The sequence below is a fragment of the Cupriavidus sp. GW823-FHT07B10 genome, assembly GCF_058794355.1.
This window is the reverse complement of sequence record NZ_JBXAGS010000017.1, coordinates 67,832-82,792: the sequence shown is the minus strand read 5'-3', so window position 1 is coordinate 82,792 and position 14,961 is coordinate 67,832. Positions and strand designations below refer to the sequence as shown.

16 protein-coding genes are annotated in these 14,961 nt (G+C 62.6%); 10 read left to right on the top strand and 6 right to left on the bottom strand.

Annotation, left to right across the window (positions count from 1 at the left end):
* The first annotated feature begins 35 nt into the window (after window positions 1-35).
* From AC1Q6V_RS27230 to AC1Q6V_RS27205, 6 genes are all read left to right on the top strand, one after another.
* Window positions 36-1,196 carry a DUF1275 domain-containing transporter gene (locus AC1Q6V_RS27230; protein WP_010810537.1) on the top strand — a complete coding sequence of 387 codons (1,161 nt, stop codon included), beginning with the start codon at window positions 36-38 and terminating at the stop codon, window positions 1,194-1,196.
* 97 nt (window positions 1,197-1,293) lie between these two features.
* Window positions 1,294-1,458, top strand: coding sequence for a hypothetical protein (locus AC1Q6V_RS27225; protein WP_011615551.1), 165 nt, complete (start codon window positions 1,294-1,296; stop codon window positions 1,456-1,458).
* An 89-nt stretch (window positions 1,459-1,547) separates the two neighbouring features.
* The gene (locus AC1Q6V_RS27220) at window positions 1,548-1,895 is read left to right on the top strand and encodes a YkgJ family cysteine cluster protein (RefSeq protein ID WP_010810535.1); all 348 of its coding nucleotides are present in this window, start codon (window positions 1,548-1,550) and stop codon (window positions 1,893-1,895) included.
* A gap of 107 nt (window positions 1,896-2,002) precedes the next feature.
* A complete protein-coding gene (locus tag AC1Q6V_RS27215) occupies window positions 2,003-2,656 on the top strand; it encodes an ArsR/SmtB family transcription factor (RefSeq protein WP_454749812.1) in 654 nt (217 codons plus the stop codon).
* Window positions 2,657-2,730: 74 nt separating this feature from the next.
* Window positions 2,731-3,108 carry an MBL fold metallo-hydrolase gene (locus tag AC1Q6V_RS27210; RefSeq protein WP_454749813.1) on the top strand — a complete coding sequence of 126 codons (378 nt, stop codon included), beginning with the start codon at window positions 2,731-2,733 and terminating at the stop codon, window positions 3,106-3,108.
* Window positions 3,105-4,400: an MFS transporter gene (locus AC1Q6V_RS27205; RefSeq protein ID WP_010810532.1), complete on the top strand. Its 1,296-nt coding sequence runs from the start codon at window positions 3,105-3,107 to the stop codon at window positions 4,398-4,400. Before AC1Q6V_RS27210 ends, AC1Q6V_RS27205 begins: the two co-directional genes overlap by 4 nt.
* A gap of 133 nt (window positions 4,401-4,533) precedes the next feature.
* Here AC1Q6V_RS27205 and AC1Q6V_RS27200 read toward each other — a convergent pair whose 3' ends face one another.
* The 3 genes from AC1Q6V_RS27200 to AC1Q6V_RS27190 all read right to left on the bottom strand — a co-directional run bounded on the left by AC1Q6V_RS27200 (window position 4,534) and on the right by AC1Q6V_RS27190 (window position 7,494).
* Window positions 4,534-6,114: an isocitrate lyase gene (locus AC1Q6V_RS27200; protein ID WP_010810531.1), complete on the bottom strand. Its 1,581-nt coding sequence runs from the start codon at window positions 6,112-6,114 to the stop codon at window positions 4,534-4,536.
* Window positions 6,115-6,257: 143 nt separating this feature from the next.
* Window positions 6,258-6,488: a hypothetical protein gene (locus AC1Q6V_RS27195; RefSeq protein WP_439670682.1), complete on the bottom strand. Its 231-nt coding sequence runs from the start codon at window positions 6,486-6,488 to the stop codon at window positions 6,258-6,260.
* Window positions 6,489-6,537: 49 nt separating this feature from the next.
* Window positions 6,538-7,494, bottom strand: a complete 957-nt coding sequence (locus AC1Q6V_RS27190) for a helix-turn-helix domain-containing protein (RefSeq protein WP_439668006.1) — start codon at window positions 7,492-7,494, stop codon at window positions 6,538-6,540.
* Between the two features lie 261 nt (window positions 7,495-7,755).
* Between AC1Q6V_RS27190 and AC1Q6V_RS27185 the strand changes: the two genes are divergently transcribed.
* The 3 genes from AC1Q6V_RS27185 (at window position 7,756) to AC1Q6V_RS27175 (ending at window position 10,008) form a co-directional block, all read left to right on the top strand.
* Window positions 7,756-8,577, top strand: coding sequence for an alpha/beta fold hydrolase (locus tag AC1Q6V_RS27185; RefSeq protein ID WP_010810529.1), 822 nt, complete (start codon window positions 7,756-7,758; stop codon window positions 8,575-8,577).
* Between the two features lie 44 nt (window positions 8,578-8,621).
* On the top strand, window positions 8,622-9,248 hold the full coding sequence (locus AC1Q6V_RS27180; protein ID WP_010810528.1) for a cysteine hydrolase family protein: 627 nt from the start codon (window positions 8,622-8,624) through the stop codon (window positions 9,246-9,248).
* 64 nt (window positions 9,249-9,312) lie between these two features.
* Window positions 9,313-10,008, top strand: a complete 696-nt coding sequence (locus AC1Q6V_RS27175; RefSeq protein WP_454749116.1) for a dienelactone hydrolase family protein — start codon at window positions 9,313-9,315, stop codon at window positions 10,006-10,008.
* Between the two features lie 134 nt (window positions 10,009-10,142).
* On the opposite strand, the gene AC1Q6V_RS27170 is transcribed toward AC1Q6V_RS27175, so the two are convergent.
* The 3 genes from AC1Q6V_RS27170 to AC1Q6V_RS27160 form a co-directional block, all read right to left on the bottom strand.
* Entirely contained in the window at window positions 10,143-10,991 is an 849-nt protein-coding gene (locus tag AC1Q6V_RS27170; protein WP_010810526.1) for a class I SAM-dependent methyltransferase, read from the bottom strand.
* A 259-nt stretch (window positions 10,992-11,250) separates the two neighbouring features.
* Complete coding sequence (gene aceB / locus AC1Q6V_RS27165) at window positions 11,251-12,837, bottom strand: malate synthase A (protein WP_454749115.1); 1,587 nt, start codon at window positions 12,835-12,837, stop codon at window positions 11,251-11,253.
* A gap of 50 nt (window positions 12,838-12,887) precedes the next feature.
* Window positions 12,888-13,589 (bottom strand): haloacid dehalogenase type II, encoded by a 702-nt coding sequence (locus tag AC1Q6V_RS27160; RefSeq protein WP_010810524.1) that lies wholly within the window; start codon window positions 13,587-13,589, stop codon window positions 12,888-12,890.
* 281 nt (window positions 13,590-13,870) lie between these two features.
* Here AC1Q6V_RS27160 and AC1Q6V_RS27155 point away from each other — a divergent pair, with 281 nt between their 5' ends.
* The gene (locus tag AC1Q6V_RS27155) at window positions 13,871-14,824 is read left to right on the top strand and encodes a LysR family transcriptional regulator (RefSeq protein ID WP_010810523.1); all 954 of its coding nucleotides are present in this window, start codon (window positions 13,871-13,873) and stop codon (window positions 14,822-14,824) included.
* The last annotated feature ends 137 nt before the right edge of the window (window positions 14,825-14,961 follow it).

Sequence of the window (14,961 nt, the reverse complement as noted above, 5' to 3'; positions counted from 1 at the left end):
CCCTCCCCCGCGCAAGCCTCCTTACCAACGCAACCATGCCTATCCTGTACTTGCGCAAGCTGACTGGGAAGGAGCGCAGTCCCGGCAGCAATCGGCAACTGGCCTGCTACCTGGCGTTTGTGGCCGGAGCAACCAACGCAGGCGGCTTCCTGGCCGTGCAGCAGTACACCTCGCACATGTCGGGCGTTGTGTCCGCCATGGCCGACAACCTGGCGCTTGGCAGTTTCTGGCTGATGTTGGACGGCCTTGGGGCCTTGCTGTCGTTCCTGGCGGGCGCCGCCTGCTCAGCGGTACTGATCAACTGGGCCCGGCGCGAGCGACTGCATAGCGAATACGCATTGCCGCTCATGCTGGAAGCCTTGTTGTTGGTGTGTTTTGGCCTGCTAGGCAGCAATCTCGAACACCACGAATGGTTGTTCGTGCCGGCAACAGTCATGGTGCTCTGTTTCATCATGGGCTTGCAAAATGCCATGGTCACCAAGCTGTCGAATGCCGAGATCCGCACCACGCACGTGACCGGCATGGTCACCGACATCGGTATCGAACTGGGCAAGCTGTTCTATTGGAACCTGTCCAGGGCCGATTCGAGCAAGCCGCCGGTGCTCGCCAATCGGCATAAGCTGCAGGTACTCATCACACTCGTCGTATTGTTCTTTGCCGGCGGCGTCATTGGCGCCCTGGGGTTCAAGCACGTCGGGTTCAGCGCCACGCTTGCGCTGGCAACCCTGTTGCTTGCCCTCGCTGCGGTTCCGGTGCTGGACGATGTGCGTCTGCATTTGTGGCGCCGGGATCTTCTGGCTCATTTGATCGCACGTTCCCGGCGTTGGGCTCGCGCAGTCAAGGAAGATGTGCACGCCGTGTGGCTGGCCGCGCAAGATCCCCGCACGCCATGGTATGCGAAAGCACTGGCCTTGCCGGTCGCCGCCTATGCCTTGTCGCCCATTGACCTGTTTCCCGATTTCATTCCGGTGCTCGGCTATCTGGATGACGTGGTGGTGGTGCCGCTGGGCTTGTTGCTGGCAATACGGTGGATTCCGGTCGCGGTAATGCGCCAGCATCGCGCGGCGGCCGCGGCATCCGCCCACCGCCCCGTCAGCCACGTTGCGGCGCTGGTGATCGTGACGCTCTGGGCCGGTGCAGCGGTGTCGGCAATGATCTGGCTTGTGCAGCATCTGTCTGGGCGGGGAGGCACATGAAACGGCGGCCCGATCAGGCGCGGCCATCGGCCAGTCCCACAGCAAGGTCCCGGTCTGAGCTGACGACACGGCTCGATGGCCTCGTAGAGGGATAGAGATGAGCGACGAACAGTATCACCGTGCCGTGGACCTGATCCACTTGCTCTATGCAGCACTGGCCGGCCTGATGACGCCCGGCGGCGGCGAGGAAGCCCGTGAGCTGGCCGAGAGCGCTATGCAAGAGGCGTCGGAATTCCTCAGACTACCGCCGGGGGCACGTTAGTTGAACTAGATCGCGGCGCACAGTTGGGTTGAATGTAGCGCGCATCCTACCTCGGCCAGCTCCTGACCGACTTTCTGATAACCGCACCAATGAATAGTCAAAAGATCAGATTTCTTCGCTCACGAATTCCCACATTTGAGTGCACCCCTGGATGTCATGACTGTTGTGGTCCTGTGACAACCTCAACGGAGGAAATGTCGAGGCTTCCCGTCAAAAGCGATGCCGAGCACGAAACGGCGCTGGCAAACCTGAGTTGCCCTCACCTTGATACCAAGGGATGCAGCGTGTATTCGGAGCGCCCGTTGATTTGTCGCTTGTTTGGAACGACCCCAAGGCTTGCCTGCCCGAACGGAAACCGGCCGGTCAGAATGATCGATCCGGAGATTGAACAAGAGATTCAGCGCTTCTTTCTAGAGACACGTCACGTGCTGGTCTGACTGAGGCATGAAGCTACCGCTGGCAGCCGCTGTCAAACAGCCTCCCAGAGAGAGGCTCCTTCCACACAGAGCTTGCCATTCATTCTAACGTTCCATAGAATGAAAAAATGAGAACGTTAAAGAACCACCTGTACGAGCAGGTCGCGCGCATCGGGAAAGCCGTAGCCAGCCCGAAACGTCTGGAGCTTATCGAGCTTATGTGCCAGGGTGAGAAAACCGTCGAGGTTCTGGCCGCCCAGGCAGAAATCAGCGTGAAGCTCGCCAGCGCTCATCTCAAGGAGCTGCGCCACGCTCGTCTCGTCGAGACCCGCAAGGATGGGAAGTACGTCCAGTACCGTCTGGCCAGCACCAGCGTGGCCGACCTCTGGGTAACGCTTCGTTCAGCGGCCGAGGAGCGGCTAGTGGAATTGCAGGTGGCCCTGGCGTCAATCATCGGGCATGGCGACGACCTCGAAGGATTCGACCGTGCTGCCATCTTGAAGAAGGCCAGGGCCGGAGAAGTGCTGGTTCTCGATGTGCGCCCAGCAGAGGAGTTCGCCACGGCCCACTTGCCGCATGCTCGCTCCCTGCCACTCGACGAACTCAGGAAGCGGCTTGCCGAGCTGCCCAAAGACATGCCCGTTGTCGCATACTGCCGCGGTCCCTTCTGCCTGATGGCCAAGGACGCTGTCGAGCTCCTGCGCAAGAAGGGCTATCGCGCCTTCCACCTGACTGATGGCGTGGCCGAGTGGCGCGCTCACGGGCTGCCCATCGAGGCATAGGGCAAGGAGACGGATGTCATGGCACGGAAAGCGCGGGCCGACTAGGCGCCAGTGTCCAGACACAGGAAACCGTCATGTTCTTCCGCCAACGTCCCACTGAAAACGCCACCTTTTCCTATTTCTTTGGATGTGCCGGCCGGCCGGACCTGGCCGGGAGAGAACGCGAAATGGCTGCCCGACTGCACGATAGCTTGCATCGCAAGCTGTTGAATCTCCCTGCCGAGCTTGAGATTTATCCTGGACATCAAGCCGGCAGCGCCTGCGGCGCAGGCCTTTCTGGCAAGCCTGCATCGACCATCGGGTTCGAGAAACGCTTCAAGCCAATGCTCGCAATGTCGCGCGATGCCTTTGTCGATGCGGTGGTTGCCGACATCCCGCAGCAACCGGAGAACATGGCTCGCATCATAGAGGTCAATCTGCGTGGCATTAAGCCCGAAGGTGCGCGCGATTGAAGCCGCTCTCGATTGACTTCGGCATACGTGCCAATCTTGGCCAGATTCTGCAGCAACTGCTGCAGGTGCTGTTCGTAGGCATGACCATTGGCATGATGCGCAACGTTGTACCGGCGCTCGCCGAGACCGAGTTCGGCGTGCCACGTGGGTCGTTCATGCTACTGGTGGCCTTCGTCGTGGCATTCGGCTTCGTCAAGGGTGCTATGAACTTCGTTGCGGGTCGCCTGGCGGAGCACATCGGCCGCAAACGAGTGCTGCTCATCGGATGGCTTGTAGCGCTACCGATTCCGCTGCTTATCTATTTCGCGCCATCGTGGAACTGGATTGTCCTGGCAACTACCTTGCTCGGTGTGAATCAGGGCCTGACCTGGTCAATGACCCAGACGGCCAAGCTCGACATTACGCGAGCCGACCAGCGCGGCCTGGTTATCGGGCTGAACGAATTCTCTGGCTACGTGGGTGTCGCCGTGGCAGGAGTGGTCACGGGCTATGCGGCTTCCATCTCGGGTCCGCGCGAAGGATTGCTGTGGTTCGGCGCTGTCGTCATTGGGCTGGCGACATTGCTCGCCTGGCTGGTGGTGATGGAGACGCTGCCCTGGGCCCGGGCTGAGGTCAAACGCCACACCGCCGGCACATCCGCGACAGTGCTTCACCCACGCTACCCGCCGGGCGTAAGCGAGCAACCATCGAGCAGCGAGATGTTCGTCCTGATGAGTTGGCGCGACCGTCGAATGGCCGCGCTCTGCCAGGCCGGGCTAGTGGAGAAGTTCGTTGACGCGCTGGTTTGGGCCTTGTTTCCCATCTACCTGCACCAGCAGGGAGTGAGCCTGCCCGGCATTGGCTGGATAGTGGGTGTCTACGGCTTTACCTGGGGCGGTGCCCAGCTATTCACCGGTAGATTCTCGGACAAGGTCGGCCGTCAGCGCCTCAATGTCGGGGGTATGTGGGTGTGTGGCGCTGGCGTGGCCCTGCTGCCGCTAGGCAGCGGCTCGGTTTGGTGGAGCACCTCGGCCGCCGTGACCGGGCTGGGCATGGCGATGTTGTACCCCAATCTGAGCGCTGCGGTAGCCGACATCGCACACCCCAGTTGGCGGGCGTCCGCCATTGGCATCTACCGCTTCTGGCGCGACCTCGGGTATGGCATCGGCGCGCTCTGCCTGGGCGCAGCTGCAGCGCTCGGTGGCCGCGTCGAGAGTGCATTCTGGTTCGTCGCCATCGCGATGGGACTGTCTGGCCTTGTACTGTATCACTGGGGAGAGGAGACGCATCCGCGTCTCAACCCAGCACGCTGATTTCAAGCCACACGTACAGCTTCTGCATGGAAGCGCACAAGAATATGTTTGATGAGAACCCCGCGAGCGATCTCGCCGGACAAAAAAACGCCAACCCGTATCGGTTGGCGTTTTGCTTGGGGTATTACTGGTATCAGAACTGGTTCATGGTGTTGTCTTTACCCGCCGCTTTCAGGGCCGCTTCGCCGCTGAAATACTCCTTGTGGTCGTCGCCGATGTCCGAGCCGGACATGTTCTGGTGCTTGACGCAGGCGATGCCCTGACGGATTTCCTTACGCTGCACGCCAGCCACATAACCCAGCATGCCCTGGTCGCCGAAGTATTCCTTGGCCAGGTTGTCGGTCGACAGCGCGGCGGTGTGGTAGGTCGGCAGCGTAATCAGGTGGTGGAAGATACCTGCTTCGCGCGACGCGTCGGCCTGGAAGGTCCGGATCTTTTCGTCGGCGAGCTTCGCCAGTTCGGTCTGATCGTATTCCACGCTCATCAGCTGGGCGCGGTCATATGCCGACACATCCTTGCCCGCGGCCTTCATCGCGTCATACGCCTGCTGGCGGAAGTTCAGGGTCCAGTTGAACGACGGGCTGTTGTTGTACACCAGCTTGGCGTTCGGGATGACCTTGCGAATCTCGCTGACCATGCCGCCGATCTGGGCGATATGCGGCTTTTCGGTTTCGATCCACAGCAGGTCAGCGCCGTTTTGCAGTGCGGTGACGCAATCCAGTACGCAACGCGCTTCGCCCGTGCCGGCGCGGAACTGGAACAGGTTGCTGGGCAGGCGCTTGGGACGCAGCAGCTTGCCGTCGCGCTTGATGATGACGTCACCATTGCCCAGTTGGTCGGCCGACAACTCCTCGCAATCGAGGAAGGAATTGTACTGGTCGCCCAGGTCGCCCGGCGTGTTGGTCACGGCGATCTGCTTGGTCAGGCCGGCACCCAGCGAATCAGTACGGGCCACGATGATGCCGTCGTCCACGCCCAGTTCCAGGAAGGCGTAGCGGATGGCGCGGATCTTGGCCAGGAAGTCCTCATGCGGCACGGTGACCTTGCCATCCTGGTGGCCGCACTGCTTCTCGTCGGACACCTGGTTTTCGATCTGGATGCAGCATGCGCCCGCTTCGATGAACTGCTTGGCCAGCAGGTACGTTGCTTCGGCGTTGCCGAAACCCGCGTCGATGTCCGCGATGATGGGCACGACGTGGGTGACGTGGTTGTCGATCTTCGCCTGGATGGCGGCCTTGGCAGGGCCCTGGGCAGCGTCCAGCTCGCGGAACAGGCCGCCCAGCTCACGGGCGTCGGCCTGGCGCAGGAAGGTGTACAGCTCGCGGATCAGCGCGCTGACGGAGGTTTTTTCGTGCATCGACTGGTCCGGCAGCGGGCCGAACTCAGAGCGCAGCGCGGCCACCATCCAGCCGGACAGGTAAAGGTAGCGACGCTCGGTGCTGTTGAAGTGCTTCTTGATGGAGATCATCTTCTGCTGCCCGATGAAGCCGTGCCAGCAGCCCAGCGACTGGGTGTACTTCGACGAGTCGGCATCGTAGGCGGCCATGTCGGCGCGCATGATCTTGGCAGTGTACTTGGCGATGTCCAGGCCAGTCTTGAACTTGTTCTGGGCACGCATGCGGGCGGCATACTCGGGATTGATGGCATTCCACGCGCTGCCGTGGTTCTCTTTCAAACCGGCAACTGCCTTGATGTCGTCTTGATACTGGGCCATGGGAATTTCCTAAGAAGAAAGCGCGTTTGAAAAAATAGTTGAGTGTGCTGGCGGATGTCGAGGCGAGCAGCGTGGGTTCATTGTAGGGCGTTCTTGATGCGTCGCGGCAAAGTCTTATATAAGACATAAGAGTTGATTTTTCCTTATTTTTCAATGAGATAAACACTAAATTCCGCAATGTGGAAAGCATTTTCAAGGAACGAAAGATAGCGCCGGGGGAAAGCCGGAGCAAATTCCACAATGTGAAACGCTCTTTCAGTTGCCGGAGGCAGGCCGGGCACGGATGGGATGGTCGTCAGAAACCGGCCAGAGTCGGTCAATAAAAATGGGATCGGGCTACCACCGCGATGCGGCCATCCAGTGGTTTTGCGCACGCAGGTCTTCGAGATGTTCTTCGAGTAGGCACCCAGGCCGGGCATCGGCCTAGTGTGGCGCCTGCATGCGGAGATGCGACGCGCGCAGCGTCTGGCTGGGCAGCACGCCGAACAGCCGGCGGTACTGCATGGCGAACCGGCCGATGTCCCAGACCCCGAAGCGCATACAGATGCTCGTGACCGTCTCGCCTGCCTTGGCATGCTTCAGCGCCTGGCGCGCGTGGTGCAAGCGGTGGAGCACCAGGTACCGGTGGGGGCTGATGCCGACGTACCGGTTGAACACGTTGCGAATGGTACGTTCCGAGGCACTGGTAGCTGCGCACAGATCTTCAAGCAGGATGGGCGTGTGCCGCGCCGCTGCCAGCAAGTCCATGGCCTGGCTCAGGATGCGCCGGTGATTCTGGTGCCTGGCAGTGTCGGTGCTACGCGCGGCTAGCGGCAGCAGGGTGTTGAACGCGAGCCGGAGGAGTTCGCTGCGTGCGGTCTGCTCGCCAGCCGGGTGATGCAGTTGGGCAGGCTGGCGATCATCGATGAAGAGCAGGCGCTGGGTCAGCGCAAGCAGGGCGCCCAAGCTTGGACCGCCGGTCAAGACAAGATTGCGGGCGAGCAATGACAAGTCGGCATTGTCTGCGTATGTCGCCATCCACCGGCAGACGAGCTCGCATGGCATGGAGATTGTCATCCAGCTTGCCGGGCGGCTGGCGTCGATATGGAACATGCGGTCCGGCGCCATCCAGCCGATTGCACGGCGGTCGAACCGGCGCCCGTCGACCACCGTGCATTCATGTCCGCTCAGCGGCAGGAACAGGTTGAAGCATCCCGGCATGCCTGCGCCACTGTAGATCGTCGCGGCGCCTTCCTGTCCGGCCATCAAGGCAACGCCATTCAGTTCGAGCACACGCAGGCGCCAGTCCCGTCGCTGCGCCGAGCGCAGCATGTACCGGCCGTTTACGCCATACAGTGACGCTTCGAATTCATCAAACTCCGCATAGCTGGCGTTGGTCATCGTCACCCTCTTGCGCTCAAGTGAATTGGAGTGCCCTGCGGCGCGATGGCTGACACCTGGCGCAGGCTCGGCAGGCGCCATCCGATTTGCCGATTTTACGTAGCGTCTGGCCAGAGTCCAGGAGAATAATGGCCGTCACCGCGATGGTTGCCGACCGTGAAGCAGGCTGCCATGCCGCCAGCGCACAGGCTGGCGACGATCGCACACATCGGGTCCTCGAGCCGCCGCGGGCTTTCCAATCCCCTTCAGACGGAGCAAGCCATGGGAACGATTACAACCAGGGACGGGACCGAGATCTACTTCAAGGACTGGGGCGCGGGGCAACCAATCGTCTTTCATCACGGCTGGCCCCTGACCGCCGACGACTGGGATGCCCAGCTTCATTTCTTCCTGGCCAGGGGGTTCCGGGTCATTGCGCACGATCGCCGCGGCCACGGCCGCTCCACCCAGACCGCCATCGGCAATGAGATGGACACCTACGCCGCCGACGTGGCCGCGCTCGTTGCGCACCTCGACCTGAAGGACGCTGTCCATGTCGGCCACTCGACTGGCGGCGGTGAAGTGGCACGCTATGTCGCGAAGCATGGCGCCGGGCGCGTGGCCAAGGCGGTCCTGATCGGTGCCGTACCGCCGATCATGGTCAAGACGGACGCCAATCCGGGGGGCTTGCCGGTGGAGGTGTTTGACGGCTTTCGCGAGCGGGTAGCCACCGACCGCGCCCAGTTCTACAAGGAAGTGCCGGTGCCCTTCTATGGCTACAACCGCGACGGCGCCAAGGTCTCGGAAGGCGTGAAGGACAACTGGTGGCGACAGGGCATGATGGGCGGGGTCAAGGCCCAATACGATTGCATCAAGGCGTTCTCGGAAACCGACTTCACCGAAGACCTGAAGGCGATCGACGTGCCGGTGCTGGTCATGCACGGCGACGACGACCAGATCGTGCCCATCGGGGCCTCGGCCCCGTTGAGCGCGGAGCTGCTGCGCAACGGCACCCTGAAGGTCTACAAGGGCCTGGCGCATGGCATGTGCACGACCCATCCGGATCTCATCAACAACGATCTGCTGGCGTTCGTGCAACGCTGACCAGTGTCGCAGAGGCACGATTGCCAGTGCCAGGGAGGACGATCATGACAGGCCCCGCCTACACCAGCGAGTCCACCGGGCTTCTGCTGGTGGATCCGTACAACGATTTCCTGAGCGAGGGCGGCAAGCTGAACGGCCTGGCCAAGCCGGTGGCGGACAAACTCGGGACGCTGGCAAATCTGCGTGCGGTGACCAGCGCGGCGCGTTCGCGCGGCATACAGGTGTTCTACGTGCCGCACCATCGCGCCCGCCCGGACGAGCATCTCGGCTGGCAGCACGCCAGCCCCTACCAGCTCGGTGCCAGCCGCGCGCAGGTCTTTGCCGAAGGCACCTGGGGCGGGGACTGGCATCCTGATTTCCGCCCCATGGCCGGCGACGTGATTGTCCATGAGCACTGGGGCGGCAGCGGCTTCGCCAACACGGACCTGGATTTCCAGCTCAAGCAGCACGGCATCCGGCAGGTCGTCCTGGTGGGCTTGCTGGCAAACACCTGCATCGAAGCCACGGGGCGGTTCGCGGCGGAACTTGGCTACCACGTGACCCTGGTGCGGGACGCGACCGCGGCATTCTCGCCGGAAGCCTTGCACGCCGCGCATGAGATCAACGGGCCCACGTTCGCGCATGCCATCCTGACCACCGCCGCATTGCTCTCCGCGCTGGGCGCGCGCTGACGGGGAATTGCGCTACATTGACGGCTGCCCGCATGGGCAAAACCCCCGCATAACAGGAGGCATCATGGGCGAGTACACATCGATCGACGTAGCGGACGGCAACTTCCGGGCCTACCTTGCCAGGCCGACATCAGCGGCCAACGGCAAGGCCATTGTGGTGATCCAGGAGATCTTCGGCATCAACGACGACATGCGTGCCACCTGCGATCATTTCGCGCAACACGGTTTCACCGCCATCTGCCCGGATCTCTACTGGCGCCAGCAGCCGAACGTCGAACTCACCGACAAGAGCGATGCGGAATGGCAGAAGGCCCTGGCGCTCTACCAGGCCTTCGATGTCGATGCGGGCGTGGGCGACCTGGATGCGACCATCCAGTTCACGCGGCGGCTGGACGACATTACCAGCGGCGTGGGCACGGTCGGCTACTGCCTTGGCGGACTGCTGGCATTCCTGACCGCAGTCCGCACCAATGCCGAAGCGGCTGTCTCCTACTACGGCGTCGGCATCGACAAGCATCTCGGCGAGGCCGCGACGTTCACCACGCCGCTGCTGATGCATATCGCCGAGGAAGATGAATTCGTGCCGCCGGAAGCGCGGGCGCGGATCGTCGCGGCGCTGTCGGACAAGCCCAATGTCGAGATACACACGTATCCCGGCTGCATGCACGCCTTCGCGCGAAACCAGGGCGTCCACTATGTCGCCGACGCCGCCGAACGGGCCAATGCCCGGACGCTTTCATTCTTCCAGGCTATGCCATAGCCTGCGCCGCAACCACGCTCCGTCCGGCGGGACCGGGAACGGCGCCGTTGCGGTCCCGTTCCGGTCGTACCGTGTCGCGCATGAGGCGACGCGATTAAGCCCGCAGGCGACCCTCAGTCTCCAACGGGCGAAAACTATCCTGGCTTGGCGCCTGACCCGATGATGAGTTCAAGCTCGGTCTTGAAGCCTTCACCGACGTCGAACTGCTTAAGGCATTCATAAACCTCGTTCCAGGCCCTCAATCTCGCCGCGACGTCGAGGTCCGCTACCACAGCCCGGTATGCCCCGGCGGCTTCCTGCATCAGTTGCAGAGCATCGGACGCGCTCGGCAAGACGAGCTGCGCTCGAACATGCTGTGTTTTCACATCGCCAAGACCGCTGTCGTTCATCAGGCGTTCCATCACGCCATCGCCTCCCAGTGCGAAGATTCCAGGTTGTCCGGGGGCGGGCGGAGACTTGCCCGCGTGGCGTAGAAGGATCGCCATCGGCTGGGCCATAAAGGGATTGTTGGCCGGCGTCGTGAAGACCAGCGCCGCGAAACGCGCACCAGGCTTGAGTACGCGTCGGACAGATTCCAATGCCTCACCAGGTGACGGGAAAAGCATCAATCCCAATCGACACATTGCCGCGTCGAACGGCGCCAGTGTCTCGTCCAATTCGTCTACTGCGCATTCCAGCGTTTCGATATTCTGAAGACCGGCACGAGCGGCATTTCGGCGGACATGCTCCAGCATGGTGCCCGATATATCACTGGCGACCACTTCGCCGCCGGCACCCACACGCATCGCTGCCTGGATGCTCTGGCTGCCGGCACCGCAGGCCAGATCGAGAACGCGCATGCCCGGCCGGATACCGGCCATATCGATGAGCGTGTCCGTGGCGCCCGAAAGATTGGTGGCAAACACATGCTCCCACTTCGCCCAGCCGGGTGCTGCCGACTCCCACGTATTGCGAAGATTGGATTTCACGCTGCTGTCGGTCATCTGGAGACTCCCTCAGGACGCCGCCTGTACAGGAGCATTGTAGTGCGCAAGCGATGCGTGTGGCCCCCGTCATCCAGCGCCCGTAAGTTGGCGGCTTCCACGCAGAAGGCTTACGTTCTGCGCACATTTGGAGGCTGTGCCAGTGAGTGACCGCCTTCCTGAACGACTCCAACAGTTGAGTGGACACTCGATCGGCATCCTAAAAGAAAAAACCGCAGCCAAAGCTGCGGTTTTTACATCCTGCTAGCACCCTACCCGCTTAAACTTCCTCATACAGCGGCAGCGTCAGAAACTCAGCAAAATCCTCCGACGTAGACATCTGCTCAAAAATCTCGGCAGCCCGGTCATAGGTCTTGGTATCGCCACCCACCAGTGCCTTCACCTTCGCCAGCTCTTCCGGAATCAGCTTGCGCACCAGCTCGGCCGTCACCTTGGTGCCGTCTTCCAGCTTGCCCTTCGGCGAGCGGATCCACTGCCACACCTGCGAGCGCGAGATCTCGGCAGTAGCAGCATCTTCCATCAGGTTGTGGATCGGCACGCAGCCGTTACCAGCCAGCCAGGCGCCCAGGTAGTGGATGCCGACGTTGATGTTCATGCGCAGGCCATGCTCGGTGATCGGCGTTTCCGGCTTGAAGTCGAGCAGGTCGGCGCCCTTCACTTGCACGTCGGGGCGTTGCTTGCCGAACTGGTTGGGCTTGTCGCCCAGCACTGCCACGAATTCCTTCATGGCCGGCTCAACCAGGCCCGGGTGGGCAACCCAGCCGCCGTCGTAGCCGTCGGTGGCATCGCGGCGCTTGTCGCTGATGATGCCTTCCATGGCGATGGCGTTCTTCTCCGGATCGTTCTTGATCGGGATCAGCGCGCTCATGCCGCCCATGGCGGGAGCGCCGCGGTGGTGGCAGGTCTTGAGCAGCAGCAGCGCGTAGGCACGCATGAACGGCGCGGTCATCGTGACCTTGGCGCGGTCGGCCAGGCAGAAGTCCTTGTCGTTCTTGAACTTCTTGATGCACGAGAAGATGTAGTCCCAGCGGCCGGCGTTCAGGCCAGCGCTGTGCTCGCGCAGTTCATACAGGATTTCGTCCATCTCGAACGCCGCCAGGATCGTTTCGATCAGCACGGTGGCCTTGATGGTGCCTTGCGGCAGGCCGATCTCGTTCTGCGCCATCACGAAGATGTCGTTCCACAGGCGCGCTTCCAGATGGCTTTCCATCTTGGGCAGGTAGAAGAACGGGCCGGCGCCGCGGGCGATCTGCTCGCGGGCGTTGTGGAACAGGAACAGCGCGAAGTCGAAGATGCCGCCCGAGATGCGCTTGCCGTCGATGGTGACGTGCTTCTCGTCCAGGTGCCAGCCGCGCGGACGCACTTGCAGGGTGGCGATCTTGTCGTTCAGCTTGTATTGCTTGCCCTTGGACTCCAGGGTCAGCGTGCGGCGCACGGCGGCCTTCAGGTTGACCTGGCCCTGCAGCTGGTTGTGCCAGTTGGGGGTGTTGGAATCCTCGAAGTCGGTCATGTAGCTGTCAGCGCCCGAGTTGAAGGCGTTGATGACCATCTTGGCCTCGACCGGGCCGGTGATTTCCACGCGGCGGCATTCCAGGGCCTGGGGGATCGGGGCAACCTTCCAGTCGCCTTCGCGGATGCTCTTGGTTTCCGGCAGGAAGTCGGGGATCTCACCGGCGTCCAGGCGCTTGGCGCGTTCCACGCGCGCGGCCAGCAGTTCCTGACGGCGCGGCTCAAAGGCGCGGTGCAGCTTGTCTACCAGGGCCAGGGCTTCCGGCGTGAGGATATCTTCGTAGGCCGGCAGGATCTCGCCGGTAATCTTCATGCCCGCGGGCAGCGTGATAGCCATCAGTCTTCTCCTGTGATCGATAGCGGTAAGGCTTGGTTGAAGGGACCCTGCTACACCGCCACGCCACGGACGCGGACGAATTCAAGCAGGTCGTTCATGTCGTGCCCGGTGCCGGAGGGGGCTACGTCGAGCCGCTCCGCCGGATGGCCGGCACGGTTGATCCAGAACGTGGTGTAGCCGAACCACGTGGCGCCGCAGGCGTCCCAGCCGTTGGACGAGACAAAGAGCATCTCTTCGGCGGGCAGGCTGAAGGCTTGCGGCCCCAGCGCGTAGGCGGCCGGCGCGGTCTTGTACTGGCGCACGGCGTCCACCGACAGCACGTGGTCGAACAGGCCATGCATGCCGGAGCTCTTGACCGAGATGTCCAGCATCTCGGCATTGCCGTTGGACAGGATGCCCAGCGGCAGCCCGGCGCGGCGCAGGCGCTTGAGCGCTCCCAGGTTCTCCGGGAACGCGGACAGGCACGCGTATTCCTTGAGCAGCTGCGCCTCGGCGGCTTCATCCAGTGTCAGGTTCAGGCGCTCGGCGGCGTAGCGCAGCGCGTCCACGGTGATCGCCCAGAACGGCTTGTAGCGCGAGCCATCGGGGGCGGCCATGGTGCGGATGCGCGTGTAGTCGATCTGCCGGTCCCGCCACAGCAGCGCCAGCGCCTCGCCGCGGCCCGGGAACAGTTGTTCCGCGCGCGCGGTGACGGAATACACGTCGAACAGCGTGCCATAGGCATCGAAGACGACTGCGCGGATCTTGTTCATGAGGGCCTGGGCAACCTGCAACGGTACGGGCGACTGGGTGGATGGACGAGCAGACCACAGCTGCGTGGCTCTGTACACCATTGAATGCATCGAATTGTAGGGAGACGCTGCAGTGCGGCAAAGTGGTCGCGGGTCACTTGATCTTTTACTTTTAGGCAACTAATCTTGGCTGACTAAAACAAAACTCCGCACCAAATCCTCCTCACTGCCGGCCATATGGACGCAACGCCACCGCTTGCGTGACCGTGCCGGCACACCGCAGGCACATCAGGCAAACATTTGTGGACCACTTCAAACAACTGGAGACCTTTGTATCCGTCGCGTCGCGCGGCAGCCTTTCCGCAGCGGCGGCGGCTGAAGGCGTGGCGCCGGCCATCATCGGGCGGCGCATCGACGCGCTGGAGGAGCGCCTGGGCGTCAAGCTGCTGGTACGGACCACGCGCAAGATCAGCCTGACCTTTGAAGGCTCTGCCTTCCTGGAAGACTGCCAGCGCATCCTGAACGACCTGCACAATGCCGAGGCCAGCGTCTCGGCGGGCGGGGTCAAGGCCAGCGGGCACCTGCGCGTGACCGCCCCGGCGGGCTACGGCCGCAAGCACGTGGCGCCGCTGGTGCCACTGTTTATTGAGTCGCATCCGGATGTGTCGATCACGCTGGACCTGTCTGACCGCGTGGTCGACCTGGTCAATGAAGGCTTCGACTGCGCCATCCGCCTGGGCGACCTGCCCGACTCCAGCCTGGTATCGATCCGGCTGGCCGAAACGCGCCGCGTGGTGGTGGCCTCGCCCGAGTACCTGGCGCGCGCCGGGCGCCCTATGGCGCCGGAAGACCTGCAGCGCCACAACTGCCTTGCCTTTGGCGCCAGCGCCAATGTGCAGCGTGGCTGGGTGTTCCAGGAGGAAGGCCGCGCGGTCACGGTCAAGGTCGGCGGCACCATGGAATGCAGCGACGGCGCGGTGCTGCATGAGTGGTGCCTGCAAGGCAACGGGCTGGCGTGGCGCTCCTGGTGGGAGGTCGGCAGCGAGATCGCCAGCGGGCGGCTGGTGACGGTGCTGGACGAGTTCCAGGCGCCGCCGATCGGCATCCATGCGGTGTTTCCGCAGCGCAAGCACCTGCCGCTGCGGGTGCGGCTGTTTATCGATCACCTGAAGAACACCTACGGCAACCCGTCCTACTGGCGCCGGGCCGAACAGGCCGCAGCCCCCACGCCGGTCGCCGAGGTCCTGGCGGACTGAAGGATAGGCGCCTGCCGGTGTGCTGAGACGCTTTCATTGCAATTGATTCCGCGCAATGCCCTTCTCGGCACACTGACTACAATGGATTCGTGACAGGCGCTTACCGGCGCCCCGGCATCCGCCGATGCCAGCTGGCT